The 12,805-nt window shown below is 68.1% G+C and carries 12 protein-coding genes; 8 read left to right on the top strand and 4 right to left on the bottom strand.

Annotated features, from left to right (window positions below; all coding sequences use genetic code 11):
• Window positions 1-174: 174 nt before the first annotated feature.
• Genes SKC42_RS16060 through SKC42_RS16040 form a run of 5 tightly spaced genes read left to right on the top strand, consistent with a single transcriptional unit; the run spans window position 175 to window position 4,888 of the window.
• Window positions 175-1,629 carry an APC family permease gene (locus SKC42_RS16060; RefSeq protein ID WP_330965276.1) on the top strand — a complete coding sequence of 485 codons (1,455 nt, stop codon included), beginning with the start codon at window positions 175-177 and terminating at the stop codon, window positions 1,627-1,629.
• Window positions 1,626-2,297 (top strand): SDR family NAD(P)-dependent oxidoreductase, encoded by a 672-nt coding sequence (locus SKC42_RS16055; protein ID WP_330965275.1) that lies wholly within the window; start codon window positions 1,626-1,628, stop codon window positions 2,295-2,297. The genes SKC42_RS16060 and SKC42_RS16055 overlap by 4 nt, the downstream gene beginning before the upstream one ends.
• 1 nt (window position 2,298) lies before the next feature.
• A complete protein-coding gene (locus SKC42_RS16050) occupies window positions 2,299-3,054 on the top strand; it encodes an SDR family NAD(P)-dependent oxidoreductase (protein WP_330965274.1) in 756 nt (251 codons plus the stop codon).
• On the top strand, window positions 3,051-4,004 hold the full coding sequence (gene speB, locus SKC42_RS16045) for an agmatinase (RefSeq protein ID WP_330965273.1): 954 nt from the start codon (window positions 3,051-3,053) through the stop codon (window positions 4,002-4,004). The genes SKC42_RS16050 and speB overlap by 4 nt, the downstream gene beginning before the upstream one ends.
• On the top strand, window positions 4,001-4,888 hold the full coding sequence (locus SKC42_RS16040; RefSeq protein WP_330965272.1) for a polysaccharide deacetylase family protein: 888 nt from the start codon (window positions 4,001-4,003) through the stop codon (window positions 4,886-4,888). The genes speB and SKC42_RS16040 overlap by 4 nt, the downstream gene beginning before the upstream one ends.
• Here SKC42_RS16040 and SKC42_RS16035 read toward each other — a convergent pair.
• From SKC42_RS16035 to SKC42_RS16025, 3 genes are all read right to left on the bottom strand, one after another.
• Window positions 4,860-5,600 carry an SDR family oxidoreductase gene (locus tag SKC42_RS16035; RefSeq protein ID WP_330965271.1) on the bottom strand — a complete coding sequence of 247 codons (741 nt, stop codon included), beginning with the start codon at window positions 5,598-5,600 and terminating at the stop codon, window positions 4,860-4,862. The genes SKC42_RS16040 and SKC42_RS16035 overlap by 29 nt on opposite strands.
• 93 nt (window positions 5,601-5,693) lie before the next feature.
• Window positions 5,694-7,103, bottom strand: coding sequence for a fatty acid desaturase family protein (locus SKC42_RS16030; protein ID WP_330965270.1), 1,410 nt, complete (start codon window positions 7,101-7,103; stop codon window positions 5,694-5,696).
• Window positions 7,104-7,119: 16 nt separating this feature from the next.
• Window positions 7,120-8,217 (bottom strand): ferredoxin reductase, encoded by a 1,098-nt coding sequence (locus SKC42_RS16025; protein ID WP_330965269.1) that lies wholly within the window; start codon window positions 8,215-8,217, stop codon window positions 7,120-7,122.
• A gap of 224 nt (window positions 8,218-8,441) precedes the next feature.
• Between SKC42_RS16025 and SKC42_RS16020 the strand changes: the two genes are divergently transcribed.
• The 3 genes from SKC42_RS16020 to SKC42_RS16010 all read left to right on the top strand — a co-directional run bounded on the left by SKC42_RS16020 (window position 8,442) and on the right by SKC42_RS16010 (window position 10,969).
• Complete coding sequence (locus tag SKC42_RS16020) at window positions 8,442-9,290, top strand: DMT family transporter (protein ID WP_330965359.1); 849 nt, start codon at window positions 8,442-8,444, stop codon at window positions 9,288-9,290.
• A 122-nt stretch (window positions 9,291-9,412) separates the two neighbouring features.
• Window positions 9,413-9,982: a carboxymuconolactone decarboxylase family protein gene (locus SKC42_RS16015; protein WP_330965268.1), complete on the top strand. Its 570-nt coding sequence runs from the start codon at window positions 9,413-9,415 to the stop codon at window positions 9,980-9,982.
• On the top strand, window positions 9,983-10,969 hold the full coding sequence (locus tag SKC42_RS16010; RefSeq protein WP_330965267.1) for a hypothetical protein: 987 nt from the start codon (window positions 9,983-9,985) through the stop codon (window positions 10,967-10,969).
• Here SKC42_RS16010 and SKC42_RS16005 read toward each other — a convergent pair.
• Window positions 10,951-12,750: a tetratricopeptide repeat protein gene (locus tag SKC42_RS16005; RefSeq protein ID WP_330965266.1), complete on the bottom strand. Its 1,800-nt coding sequence runs from the start codon at window positions 12,748-12,750 to the stop codon at window positions 10,951-10,953. The two genes, SKC42_RS16010 and SKC42_RS16005, sit on opposite strands and share 19 nt — an antisense overlap.
• Between the last annotated feature and the right edge of the window lie 55 nt (window positions 12,751-12,805).

The following is a 12,805-nucleotide window of genomic DNA, read 5'->3' as shown; positions in this document are numbered from 1 at the left end:
GCCTGTTCAAGCCCACTGCGCCCGTGGGCGGGGCCTGCCGGCGGCGACAATGCATACCCGAGCTTAGACGATCGTACGAACACTCGGCCCGACTTCAGACCGCCGACGCATTCCGTGTCAGGGAAAGCACGTTCACAGTGGCGGGCGGCGACACATCCAGCGAGGGGAGCCGAGTTGGCCGAATCTGTCGACACGACTGTCGTCGAGGCGGGTGCTCCTGAACGGTTGCAGCGGGGCTTCAGTTTCCGGTCGGCGCTGTCGTTGGCATTCGCCGACGTGTCACCGATCGCGGCGGTGTACGCAATCTTCACGCTCGGGCTGTTCGCCGCGGGGCCGAAGTTCTTCTGGGCGTTCCCGATCGTGTTGATCGGCCAGCTGGTGGTCGCCGCGGTGTTCGGCGAACTCGCGTCGCGCTGGCCGTACGCGGGCAGCGTCTATCAGTGGTCGCGGCACGTGCAGGGCACCACATGGGGCTGGGCCGCGGCATGGGCCTACATGTGGGGCCTGACGATCGCACTCGGCACGCTGTCATATGCCGCGGCCGGCTTCCTGCTCAACATCTTCGGCGTCAGCGAGCCGAACCGGTGGCAGATCGCCTCTGTCGCAGTCGCGATCATCCTCGTCGGCACGGGCGTCAACATGGTCGGCCGCCAGGTGCTCAAGGTGATGGTCGCCATCAGCATCACGTGCGAGGTCGTCGGCTCGCTCGGGCTCGGCATCGTGTTGCTGTTCTTCTACCGCGAGAACCCGTTCTCCGCCCTGTTTTCCAGCGCAGGCATGCCCGACGCGGCGTCGTGGACATCGGGCCCGATGCTGCTCGCGATCGCCTACGTCGGCTGGTCGTTCCTCGGCTTCGAGGCGGCCGGATCGGTCGCCGAGGAGGTCGACGAACCCGAGCGTAACGTGCCCAAGGCGATCTTCCTGGGGCTGCTGCTCGTCGGACTGGTGGTGATGTTCTCCGCTGCGGCCCTGATCCTTTCGATACCCGACCTGCCCGGCGTCGTCGCCGCCCAGTCCGGCGACGTGGTCGCCGACACGCTTGCCAAGCATCTCGGCAACCGGGTGACCAAACCACTGCTGGCCATGTTCGTCATCGGATTCGTGTCGAGCTTCCTCGCGGTGCAGGCCGCGGTGTCACGCTGCATCTGGGGCGCGGCGCGCGACCACAGTCTGCCCGGTTCCAAGGTGCTCGGTGGACTGGCGGGCCCGGAGCGGCTGCCGGTCAACGCAATCGGGCTCACCACCGTGGTGGCGGTCGTCTTCGTCCTGCTCGCCGGCACGCAGTTCTACAACATCCTCGTCAACTTCAACATCATCGGCTTCTACATCGCGTTCGGCGTGCCGGTGATCGGCGCTGCCCTCGCGCGACTGACCGGCAAGTGGAAACCCGGTCCGTTCACCCTCGGCCGATGGGGCGCGCCGATCACCTACCTCGCCTCGCTGTGGATCGTCTTCGAGACGGTCAACGTGGCGTGGCCGCGGACCCAACCGGGCCAGCCCTGGTACATCAACTGGGCCAGCGTGCTGACCACCGCGGTGCTGGGCGTCATCGGCGTGGCGATCTACCTGTCGGTGCGCCGCGGCATCCAAGCGCCGATCGCCGTACGCTTCGGTGACACCGCGAAGTGAGCCCCGTCGCAGTCGTCACCGGCGCGTCGTCCGGCATCGGCGCAGCAGTTTCGAGCGCCCTGTCGGACGGGGGTTACGACGTTGTGGGACTTGACCTCAACGACTCGTCACGCTACGTCGTCGACGTCTCCGACGAGGCCGCCGTCGCCGAGGCGATAGGCCGCCTCGGCAGTGTCGATGCGGTGGTCAGCGCGGCCGGGCACTACGAGTCGATCCCGATCGCCGAGATCACCCGCGAACAGTTGCGCCGGATGCTTCGGGTGCATCTGGGCGGGCTGCGCAACGTGGTGAAGGCGGTGCTCCCATCGATGGTCGAGCGGCGCACGGGAGCCATCGTCGCAATCACCTCGGAACTGGCCATCGGCGGTGGTGACGCCGACGCGCACTACGCGGCCGCCAAGGGCGCCATCATCGGGCTGGTGCGGAGCCTGGCCGTTGAGGTCGCCCAATACGGCGTCAGAGTCAACGCGGTGGCGCCAGGTCCAACCGATACGCCGCTCTTGGCGGCTGACTCTCCCTGGCGTGCTGCGGATTATCTCGCGGAGCTGCCGGCCCGACGGCTGGCGCGGTCGACGGAGATCGCGAAAGTCGTGCGGTATCTCGTCGGCCCCGACGCCGGATTCTGCACCGGCGAAGTGCTGTCGCCCAACGGCGGGGCGGTGATCTGAGATGCATACGGGTCGGCTCGCTCTGGTCACCGGCGCGACGCAGGGCATCGGCGCCGCGGTCGCCGAGCGCCTGGCGAAAGACGGTGCGACAGTGGGGGTCAACGGCCGTGAGCGCACGGCTGCTATGGATTCCGTGGTCGCGGCGACAGGCGGTTTCCCGGCTGCGGCCGACATTTCGGACTGCGACGCCGTCGACGCGATGGTCGCCGAGATCGAGCGCACGCGCGGTCCGGTGGACATTTTAGTGTGCAACGCCGCGTACATGACGATGGCGCCCTTCCTCGAGCACGCCGACGACGACTGGTGGAAGATCGTCGACACGAACCTGGCGGGCACGGTGTGTCTGGTCCAGGCGGTGCTCGCAGGCATGCGCAGGAAGGGTGGCGGCAACATCGTGGTCATCGCGTCGGAGTGGGGCGTCGTCGGTTGGCCCAATGCGACGGCGTATGCGGCGTCGAAGGCGGGTCTGATCGCGCTGGCCAAGTCGCTGGGCCGAGAGTTGGCGCCGGAGGGCATCACGGTCAACGCGATCGCACCCGGCGTCATCGACACCCCGCAACTGCAAGTCGACGCGGACGACGCAGGCATCAGCCTAGAGCAGATGCGCAAGCGGTACGCACGCGATATTCCGTTGGGGCGCATCGGTAAAGCCACCGAGATCGCAGCCATGGTGTCGCTGCTGGCGCGCGCCGACATGGGTGCCTTTGTCGGGCAGACGATTCAGATCAACGGAGGGACGACACGTTGTCGGACATGAACCATGAACCCGTGCAGCCCGTCGATGGCACAGTGGTGCCGCGGTACGCGGGCTTCTCGACGTTCGCGCGGTTGCCGCGCATCGACGACGTACCCGGCTACGACGTCGCGGTGGTGGGCATTCCGTTCGACGCGGGGGTGAGCTACCGGCCCGGCGCGCGCTTCGGGCCGGGCCACATACGGCAGTGCTCACGCGTGCTGCGGCCCTACAATCCGCAGATGCGGGTGTCGCCGTTCGCCAACCAGCAGGTGGTCGACGCCGGCGATATCCCCTGCACGCCATACGACATCGCGGCGGCGTCACGTCAGATCGAAGAACATGCGACGGCGCTGATCGCCAACGGCGCGCAACTGATCACGCTCGGCGGCGACCACACCATCGCCTATCCGCTGCTGCGGGTGCATCGCGAGCGGTACGGGCCGGTAGCGCTGGTGCACTTCGACGCGCACCTGGATACCTGGGACACCTACTTCGACGCGCCGTTGACACATGGCACGCCGTTTCGCCGTGCGGCCGAAGAGGGCCTGTTCGTGCCGGGCCACAGCGCGCATGTCGGGATTCGTGGATCGCACTACTCACCTGACGACTTGACGTCGGATGCGGGACTCGGTTTCACGGTGGTGCATTGCAGGGAGTTCCAGAAACGCAGCGTCGACGACGTGGTCGGCCAGTTGCGCGACAGCATCGGCGACCTTCCGCTCTACGTGTCGATCGATATCGACGTGCTCGACCCAGCCCACGCGCCGGGGACGGGCACACCCGAGATCGGTGGACTCACTAGCCGCGAATTGCTGGAGCTGGTACGGGGATTCGACGGCCTCAACCTGGTCGGAGCGGACATCGTCGAAGTGGCGCCCGCCTACGACCACGCGGAGTTGACGGGTATCGCGGCGGCGTACCTGGCCTACGAATTCATCTCGCTGCTGGCAAAGGCGCGGTGCCGAGTATGACGATTCCGCCGGTTGTGTGGCCGGGTGGTGCGCGCTGCGCGGCATCGTTCACGTTCGACGTGGACGCGGAGTCGGTGATGCTGGCCGCCGACCCCTCGCACGCCGACCGGATGTCGGCGATCAGCCATCAGGCCTACGGCCCGCTCACCGGCGTACCGAGGCTGCTGAAAATCCTTGCCAGGAACGGCATCAGGTCTACGTTCTTCGTGCCGGGCTACACGGCGCTGCGCTATCCCGACGTGATCCGCTCGATCGTCGACCACGGCCACGAGGTCGCACATCACGGGTATCTACACGAGGCGATGCGCGGCCTGACCGAGGAGCAGGAGGCCAGGATCATCGACCGTGGCCTCGAAGTGCTGGAGTCGGTGATCGGCCTGCGCCCGACGGGATACCGGGCGCCGATGTGGGAATTGAACTGGCATTCGCCGAAGTTGCTGCGCGACAGAGGATTTCTCTACGACAGCAGCCTGATGGACGCCGATCACCCCTACGAGCTGACCGTCGGCGACGGCTCGCTGGTGGAGATCCCGATCCAGTGGGCGCTCGACGACTGGGAGCAGTACTGCTACGTCCCAGAATTCAGCGGGTCCGGATTGATCGAAAGCCCGACGAAGGTGGTCGAGATGTGGCGGCTGGAGTTCGAGGCCACCCGCGCCGAGGGCGGCTGCTTCGTGCTGACCAACCACCCGTTCCTGTCCGGCAGGCCGTCGAGGGCGCACGCGCTGGACGGCCTGATCGAGCACGTGTGCGCGCAGGACGACGTGTGGGTGGCGAGCCTGCACGAGATCGCCAGTCACGTCCGAAGCCTCGGGCTGACACCACGGTCTGTCGAGCGGCCCAACCCGGCCGACTTCAGCCCTGGACCGTCGGCCGGACGGTGAGATCGCCGATCTCGACGTCGTGGGGCTGCTCGATCGCGAACGCGACGGCGCGCGCGACCGCCGCCGGCGGTAATCCGAACTCGGTCATGCTCTGGCGTATCCGCTCGCGCGCCGCCGGGTCGTCGACGGACCGGTCCAACTCGGTGTCGACGAATCCGGGCGAGATCGACGTCGTCCGGACCACCCCGTCGGTGGACTCCTGGCGCAGCCCCTCCATGATCGTGCGGACGGCGTTCTTGGTGGCCGCGTACACGGTCATGTTCGGCACGATCTTCAGGCCGGCCGTGGACACCGTGGTCACGAAGTGGCCCCGCCCCTGCCGCCGGAAAACCGGCAGCGCCGCGGCGATGCCATGCAGCACGCCCCGCACGTTGACGTCGATCATGGCCGACCAGCCGTCGACGTCCAGGTCGGACATCGGACCGATCTTGCTGATGCCGGCGTTGCTCACCAGCACGTCGAGGCGGCCGAACCGGTCGACGGCGGTGCCCACCAGCCGTTCGAGATCCCGGCGCCGGGTGACGTCTGTCGCGCAGGTGACGGCTATGCCGCCGCCGGCACCGATATCACCGGCGACAGCATCGAGTCGGTCGGTGCGGCGAGCCCCCAGAACCATTCGGGCGCCGCGCTCGGCGAGCAGGCGCGCGGTCGCCTCGCCGATGCCGCTGCTCGCTCCCGTGACCGCGACGACCTGACCCTCGATCCCCGCCATTGCCCTCCCCCGCTCCGAGCCGGGCGGCCCGTACCGAACGGGGCCCCAAGTAGGAAAAGCTAGTCGAACTCACCCCGGCGCACGGGAACCGGATCAGTCCTCGCCGCGCGGGGGCGGCTGGACGGAAACCCCGCCCGACTCGTGCTCGGGTCCGGCCGCCGGGTGCTCGGCCGGCACGCGGTCGCGGAACCGGTCGCCCTCGCTGGGCCGCTGCTCGGGCTCCGGACGGCGCACGTTGCTGCGGTACGGTCCGGGCTTCGGCCGCGGCTTCCCACCGGGGAACGCCAGGCGAAAGATGCTGCGGTGCACCATGAACCACTGCTTGCCGAACCGGCCCGAGTTGTAGGGCAGGTCGTAGCGCTCGCAGATGTCCTTGACCTGCGGCGCGATCTCCGAGTACCGGCTGCTCGGCATGTCCGGGTAGAGGTGGTGCTCCACCTGGTATCCGAGGTTGCCGCTGATCACGTGGAACAACGGGCTGCCCTCGATGTTCGCGGCGCCGACCAGCTGGCGGACGTACCACCCGCCGCGCGTCTCGTTCTCCGTCTCCTCCTGCGTGAACGTGTAGGTCTGGTCGGGGAAGTGTCCGCAGAAGATGATGGCGTGCGCCCACACGTTGCGGATCACGTTCGCCAGCGCGTCGGCCCCGAGCGTGCGCAGGTAGGTGCTCTCGACGCCCGGTGCGACCTTGTCGAGGAAGTTCGCGGCGGCGCCGACCCGGCCGCGGTTCGACACCCGGCGGAGCCGGCGGCCGAGCCGCGACTGCGACGGCTGCTCGAGACGGCCGCCCAACGCCAGCTGTGCGATCGCGAACGCGCCGGCGCTGATCAGCGGCCACCCCACGTAGTCCTTGATCACCTGCTCCCGGGCCTTGCCGCGGATACCTCTGAGGTCCTTTCGCACTTCCGACCAGGGCTTCTCGCGCTTGCGGATGGCCTCGATGTCCATGTCGTGGACGGCCACGCCCCATTCGAAGAGCACGGTGAGCAGGAGGTTGTACAGCGGCTGAAAGAGGTAGCGCGGGGCCCATTTCTGGTTCGGGTCGATCCGCATGATCTCGTAGCCGAGATCCTTGTCCTTGCCGAGGATGTTGGTGAAGGTGTGATGGATGTAGTTGTGGGAGTGCTTCCAGGATTCGGCGGTCGACGCGGTGTCCCAATCCCACACGGACGAGTGGATGTCCGGGTCGTTCATCCAGTCCCACTGGCCGTGCATGACGTTATGGCCGATCTCCATGTTCTCCAAGATCTTGGCCATGCCGAGGCAGGCGGTGCCCAGCACCCAAGCCGTCCTCGACCGCGATGCCAGCAACAGCACCCGGCCGGCGACGACGATCTGCCGTTGCACAGAGATGACCGTCTTGATGTAGCGCCGGTCGCGGTCACCGAGGTCGGCAAACACCTCGTCGTGGATCGCGTCGAATTCCTTCGCGAGTTTTTCGAGCTCTTGTTGCCCCAGGCGGTTCAGTGGGTTCTCCACCCCCCGCTGCACGGCAGTCGTCACGAGCCGCTCCTTTCGATCACAGTTGAAGTTCCACGTCGCCTTCGGCGGTGTTGATGCAGATCCGCACGTCTTGGCCCGTGGGTTCGGTCACGTCGCCGGACCGCAGGTCGCGCAGCCTCCCCGACTTCAGCGTGCCAACGCACGTGTGACAGATGCCGATCCGGCAGCCGTAGGCGAGATTGAGACCCGCATTTTCGCCGGCCTCCAAAATCGAAGTGCCCCCGTCACATTCGACCGTCTTGTCGCTGTCGAGAAAGCAGACGTCACCGCCCTCGCCCGCGTTGACATCGCCGCCGATCTTGGGCTGGAACCGTTCGAAGTGCAGGCGTTCTTTGTCCCCGTTGCTTTCCCAGTGCTCGATCAGCGCGTCGAGCATCTCCTCGGGGCCCGAACAGAAGGCTTCGCGCTCGCGCCAGTCCGGGCACGCGTCGTCGAGGTCGCCGGGCTTGAGCCGGCCCCGCTCGGACGTCAGGCGCAGATCCAGCCGCATCCCCTCGTGGCGTTCCTCGAGCTCCTCCAGGGCCGCCAGGAACATGACCTGCTCGCGCGTGCGCGCCGAGTGGATGACCAGGACGTCGCGCATATCGTCGCCGTGGTCCAGGCTGCGCAGCATGCTGACGATCGGGGTGATGCCGCTGCCGGCGCTGATGAACAGCATCTTCGGCGGCACCGGCTCGGGCAGCGTGAATTGGCCCTCGATGTCGCTGAGGCGCACGAGGTCCCCGGGCTGGATCCGCTCCACCAGGTATGGCGACACGGCTCCGCCGTCGACCTTCTTGGGCGTCACGCTGATCAGGCCGTCTTCGGCGCCCGGGTCCGACGTCAGCGAATACGCCCGCCAGTGGTAGACGCCGTCGATGACCACGCCGAGCCGCACATACTGTCCGGGCTTGTGACCGGGCCATTCGTATCCGGGCCGGATCAGGATGCTGGCGGCTTCTGAGCCCTGCTGCTCGACGCGTTCCACCTTCCCGCGTAGCTCCTTCGTGGTCCACAGCGGGTTGATCATCTCGAGATAGTCGTCGGGCTGCAGCGGGCTGAAGAGGCGCCGGATGGCCCGCAGGAACAACCGGCGTCCGCGTGGGACTTGGGGCTCGGCACCTCGTTCCGCCATGTTTGCCAGGGTACACAGATGTACACCGATACTAAACATCGAAACGAATCTGCCTATTGTGCAGGCATTTAACTACGCAGAGTGGCGTACTCGAAGATGAATAACCGTTCACTCAATGTCATTGAGACAGGTCTGAGCGCTCGCCAAACACCTATGTGACTTGCCCCACACGGCGGCGGTTCAAACATCCGACTTCCGTTCGGACCGGAAGCGCCACCTATTGTCTGAATGTGCTGGTCGGCTTCTTGCTCGCGCTCGGCTGTTCGGTGTGTTACGGCGCGGCGTCCGTGTTGCAGGCGGCGGCGACCCGATCGGTGGAGGCGGGCAGCGGTTCGGGCGTCGACGCGGTGCTGCTGATGCGGGCCGCCCGGCAATGGCGCTATCTCGTGGGCGTCAGCCTGGACGGCGTCGGTTTTCTGCTGCAGGTGGCCGCGCTGCGCCTGGTGCCGATCTATGTCGTCGCGGCGGCCCTGGCGGCGTCGATCGCCGTCACTGGGATCGTCGCGGCGTGGCTGCTGTCCGCCCGGCTCACACCGGCCGAGTGGACGGCCGTGGGGGTGGTCTGCGTCAGCCTCGTCGTGCTGGCTCTCGCCGCGGGCCCGGGACACTTCCGCCGGGCGCCGACCAGGCTGGGCTGGGCCCTGGTGGGCGTGGTGGCGGTCATCTTCGTCGCGGGCGCGGCGGCGGGCCGGCTGCCGGATCGGCCCCGCGCGCTCGCGCTGGGCCTGGCGGCCGGAAGCGGCTTCGGCGTGGTCGAGATCGGCGTGCGACTGCTCGAGGTGATCGACCCCACCAAGCGGTCCTTCTACGAAAACCCCGCGCTGTATGCGTCGGCCGCGGGCGGGGTCGCGGGCTTCCTGTTGCTCACCTCGGCCCTGCATCGCGGGTCGGTGACCACGGCCGTCGCCGGCATGGTCGTCGGCGAGACGATCGCGCCCGCGTTCGTGGGGGTGGTGTGGCTCGGGGATCGCGCGCGCGACGGCCTCGGCTGGCTCGTGGTGCTCGGGTTCGTCGTGGCGGTGTCGGCGACCTTGGTGCTGGCGCGGTTTGGCGAGGCCCCTCAAGAGGTCTGAACCGCGACTGGGCGGCGCTCTCACCGTGTTAACCGTGGGCGGGTACAAACGACGGTGTTGCTTGCTGAGCTGACGTGGCGTCCCCACCGACCGCGGGAGACACATCGTGGATTCGACAGACCGTGAATGACGCATCCGATTTCGGCACATTCGGCCGATTCGTCGAAACGCCGGTCGACGCAATGCCGCCGGCGATGCGCGAGGCCTACGAGTTGACCCGCGAACTGCGGGGTTTGGTACCGGGCCCGCATAAGATCTGGCTCGCCAACCCCGCGCTGGCCAAGACCATCGTGCCGACGGGCGCGTACTTCCAGCGCGAGTCGACCTTGACGAAGGCCGAAATCGAGATCGCGACTTGCGTCGTCAACGGGCGGTGGCGCAGCCCCTACGCCAATTACGAGCACGAGATCATCGGCGAGCGGTACGGGCACCTGGACCCCCGCCAACTCCAGGCGTTGATCGCCGGCCTGCCAACGTCTTTCGACGACCCACGGCAACAGGTGGTCTACGAGCTGGCCTCGGCATTGGTCGACGCCCGAATCGTTCCGATGGGTCTGTACCGGCGTGCCAGGGAGTTGCTGGGCGACGCCGGAGTCGTCGACGTCGCGGTGTTGCTCGGGTGGTTCACGATGGTCTGCATGACGCTGAACGCCTTCGACGTCCCGGCCGACGCCAAGGGGCTGGAGCAGTAGATGGCGATGCCTCCGCTGCCCGCCGTCACGCTGACGCCGGTCGCCGTCTTCCCGGAGTGGCATTTCCCGGAGAACCTGGCCGTGCGCGCCGATGAGTCGATTCTGGTCACCGACGTCATACACAAGGAACTATGGTGGGTTCCGCCCTCGGAGCGCGGCACGGTCGTCGAACCGGTCCTGGTGCACACGTTCGACCATCCGGTCACCGGCATCGTCGAAATCGCACCCGACGTGTTCATCCTGAACCTCACCGAGGGCTACACCACTCATGAATCTCATTTGGCCCGGCTGGATTTGGATAACTGGGCCCCCGGCGACCCGGTATCGCCCGAGATCATCTACACGTTTGGAGACGGAGTCCGCGCCCTCAACGGCAGTTGCCTGCTCGGACCGAACGTGCTGGCGATCGCCGACTGCTTTGCCGGCCTCGTCTGGCGTGTCGACCTCGCCGACGACACCCGCAGTGCCGCGGCTCGGGTATGGCTTGCGGACGACACCATGGCCGACGACCCCGACAGCGGCGTCCCTCCCCCACCGCAACCGGGCGTCAACGGCGTGCGCTACGGCGCGCACACCGGCCACCTGTACTACACCTCCACGGCGCAGCGGTGCTTCATGCGCGTCCCCGTCGATGCGAAGACGCTCGATCCGGCGGGGCCCCCGCAGTTCGTCGCGGCGATCGACAACGCCGACGACTTCTGCCTCGATGAAGGCGCCGGGTTCGCCTACGTGACAAGGCACCGCGCCAACACGATCGACCGCGTGCCCTTGGCGCCGCGGCACGGGAGCGAGGTCCGCCACATCGCCGGCGACCCATTCGACGAAACGCTGGTCGGTCCGTCCAGCGCCGCTTGGGGGTGCGGGAGCACCGACCCCGGCCGCGTCGCCTACGTCACCACAGACGGCGGCACCACCGCGTCGCCGGACGGAGTGGTCCGCCCCGCGACGGTGTTGCGCGTCGAGCTCGATCACGGGATCGGCGCATAGCCGCCTACTCGGCCAGCTCCTCGACGGCCGCGGCCAACGCGCCGGTGAATTCGACGCACACCTGGCCGGTCTCCGGGACGGTACGCGAGATGCACTGCAGCGCGCTGCCTTTCCAGAAGTACAAGGCCCGCGCTGATCGGCCCGGGATACTGGTTGCGCAGCAGGGGGCACGCCCCCGACATCACGTTCAGCGAAGCGAGCAGTTTGGCCGCCGTGGTGACGGGGTGGACGAGGAGATAGTTGCGCGCCGGCACTCCGACGACGACGCCCCGGGATGTGTCGCCGATGTAGTGAGGTGCCAGGGCCGTCGGGTCGAGGACCTTCGACGCGACGAATGAGGACTTGCCGTAGAGCAGGAGAACGTCGGCGCCCTCGTCATTCAGCCGTTGCACACCCTCGAGGGGCTCCCCGATCGTGTTGCGGCGCGCCACCTCCCGCAACCGATCGATGTCGTGCGCGCGGACCTGGCCGGTGTTCAGGTAAGTGACCACGTCCGGGAAATCCAGGCACAGCACCTCGTGCAGGCCGGCCGCCAGCGGCCACGCGTAGGACAGCGAGTCGCCCGCCTCGGCGACTTCGGCGCTGGACACCACCCTGGACCGCAGCCGCGTGGCCAGCTCCGCCCAGCCCATGCTCTCGACCGCGGATGCGGACTTCGCGAAACCCTGGAACTTCCTGACGATCTCGGCGACCACGGATCCCCATTGCTCGGGTGGTTTGTCGGCGCACTGGGCGGCCACCTCGCTCAGCGGGAAGCCCATCCCGTCGGGGCGCACGAATGCGGTGCCGTCGGCGGTCAGCGCGGCCTCGACCCCGTTTTCGGCGAGCGCCCGGGCCGCGTGGTCCCTGATCGTGTTCAGCTGGCCGACGGTCATCGCCGGGAAGGTGGCGTCGGGCTCGCCGCCGCGATCGGTTTCCATGTCCTCGTCCAAGCCCGCGGCGGCCCCTTGAAGCTCGTCGAGCGTGCCCTCCCAGCCGGCGCGCCGGACCGCCAGCACGGCCCGACCCGCCACGGTCAGCGGGTGGTCGGCCCCCAGCGCGCGCGACTCGTCGTCGACCAGGACCGCCCAATCCCAGACCGACTCCAGCTGGCGGCCGTCCGGCACCGGTGCCCAGAGCGCGCAGAGGTGCCGCGCCGTGAGGGTCTGCTCGTGGTCGGGTCCGAAGGCCCGGCGTAACAACGGGATCAGCGAAGCCGCGGCGTCGGCGGCCTCCTGGGTGTCACCGGATTCTCCGCGCCACGCCGCCAGGACCAACCGGCTCGCGAGGGTGTCCGGATGGTGTTGCCCCAGGAGCCGCCCGCGCGCAGCGGCGGCCTCCTCCATCTCGTCGATGGCACCGACGACGTCGCCCGTCTGCCGCCGGCAGATCGCCAGGTTGTGGCGGGCGGCCAGCGTCAGCGCATGGTCGGGGCCCAGCGTCCGCTGCTCGTCGGCGAACAGCCGAAACCAGTTTGCCGCGGTCGCGGCGGGATCCGCCTCGTTGCCGGGCAAGCTGGCCGCCAGGTGGCGTGCGGTCACCGTGTCGGGATTTTCGGGTCCCAGCTCGGTCTCCAAAAGCGGGACCAGCCCGGACAGTTCGTCGGCCGCGGAGGCCGCGTCACCGAGGTGACGGCGCCAGTTGGCAACCGCGAGGGCCAGCGCCAGGCTGTCCGGATGGCGCGGCCCCAGCGTCTGGGAGTTCTCGGCGAGGAGTTCTTCGGCGATGGCCAGCGCGCCGGCCAGGTCGCCGGCCTCCCGGCGTTCGGTCATCCGTTCGCGCAGCGCCACGTCCGAGGCCATGCCCCCGATGAAAGGCCAGCGCGGCGCACAAAGCAACTCACCCCCGGCGCCCGGC

Source organism: Mycobacterium sp. 050134 (assembly GCF_036409085.1).
In the GTDB taxonomy this organism is placed as follows: domain Bacteria; phylum Actinomycetota; class Actinomycetes; order Mycobacteriales; family Mycobacteriaceae; genus Mycobacterium.
Note: the sequence above shows the minus strand (reverse complement) of the source record. Positions and strands in the feature narration are given on the sequence as shown.

What these genes read in the sequence shown, in the direction of transcription:
- SKC42_RS16035 (WP_330965271.1), bottom strand. Translation starts at nt 5,600, where the DNA reads ATGGCGGGGATCGAGGGTCAGGTCGTCGCGGTCACGGGAGCGAGCAGC.
- SKC42_RS16040 (WP_330965272.1), top strand. Translation starts at nt 4,001, where the DNA reads ATGACGATTCCGCCGGTTGTGTGGCCGGGTGGTGCGCGCTGCGCGGCA.
- SKC42_RS16010 (WP_330965267.1), top strand. Translation starts at nt 9,983, where the DNA reads ATGGCGATGCCTCCGCTGCCCGCCGTCACGCTGACGCCGGTCGCCGTC.
- SKC42_RS16025 (WP_330965269.1), bottom strand. Translation starts at nt 8,217, where the DNA reads ATGGCGGAACGAGGTGCCGAGCCCCAAGTCCCACGCGGACGCCGGTTG.
- SKC42_RS16050 (WP_330965274.1), top strand. Translation starts at nt 2,299, where the DNA reads ATGCATACGGGTCGGCTCGCTCTGGTCACCGGCGCGACGCAGGGCATC.
- speB (WP_330965273.1), top strand. Translation starts at nt 3,051, where the DNA reads ATGAACCATGAACCCGTGCAGCCCGTCGATGGCACAGTGGTGCCGCGG.
- SKC42_RS16005 (WP_330965266.1), bottom strand. Translation starts at nt 12,750, where the DNA reads ATGGCCTCGGACGTGGCGCTGCGCGAACGGATGACCGAACGCCGGGAG.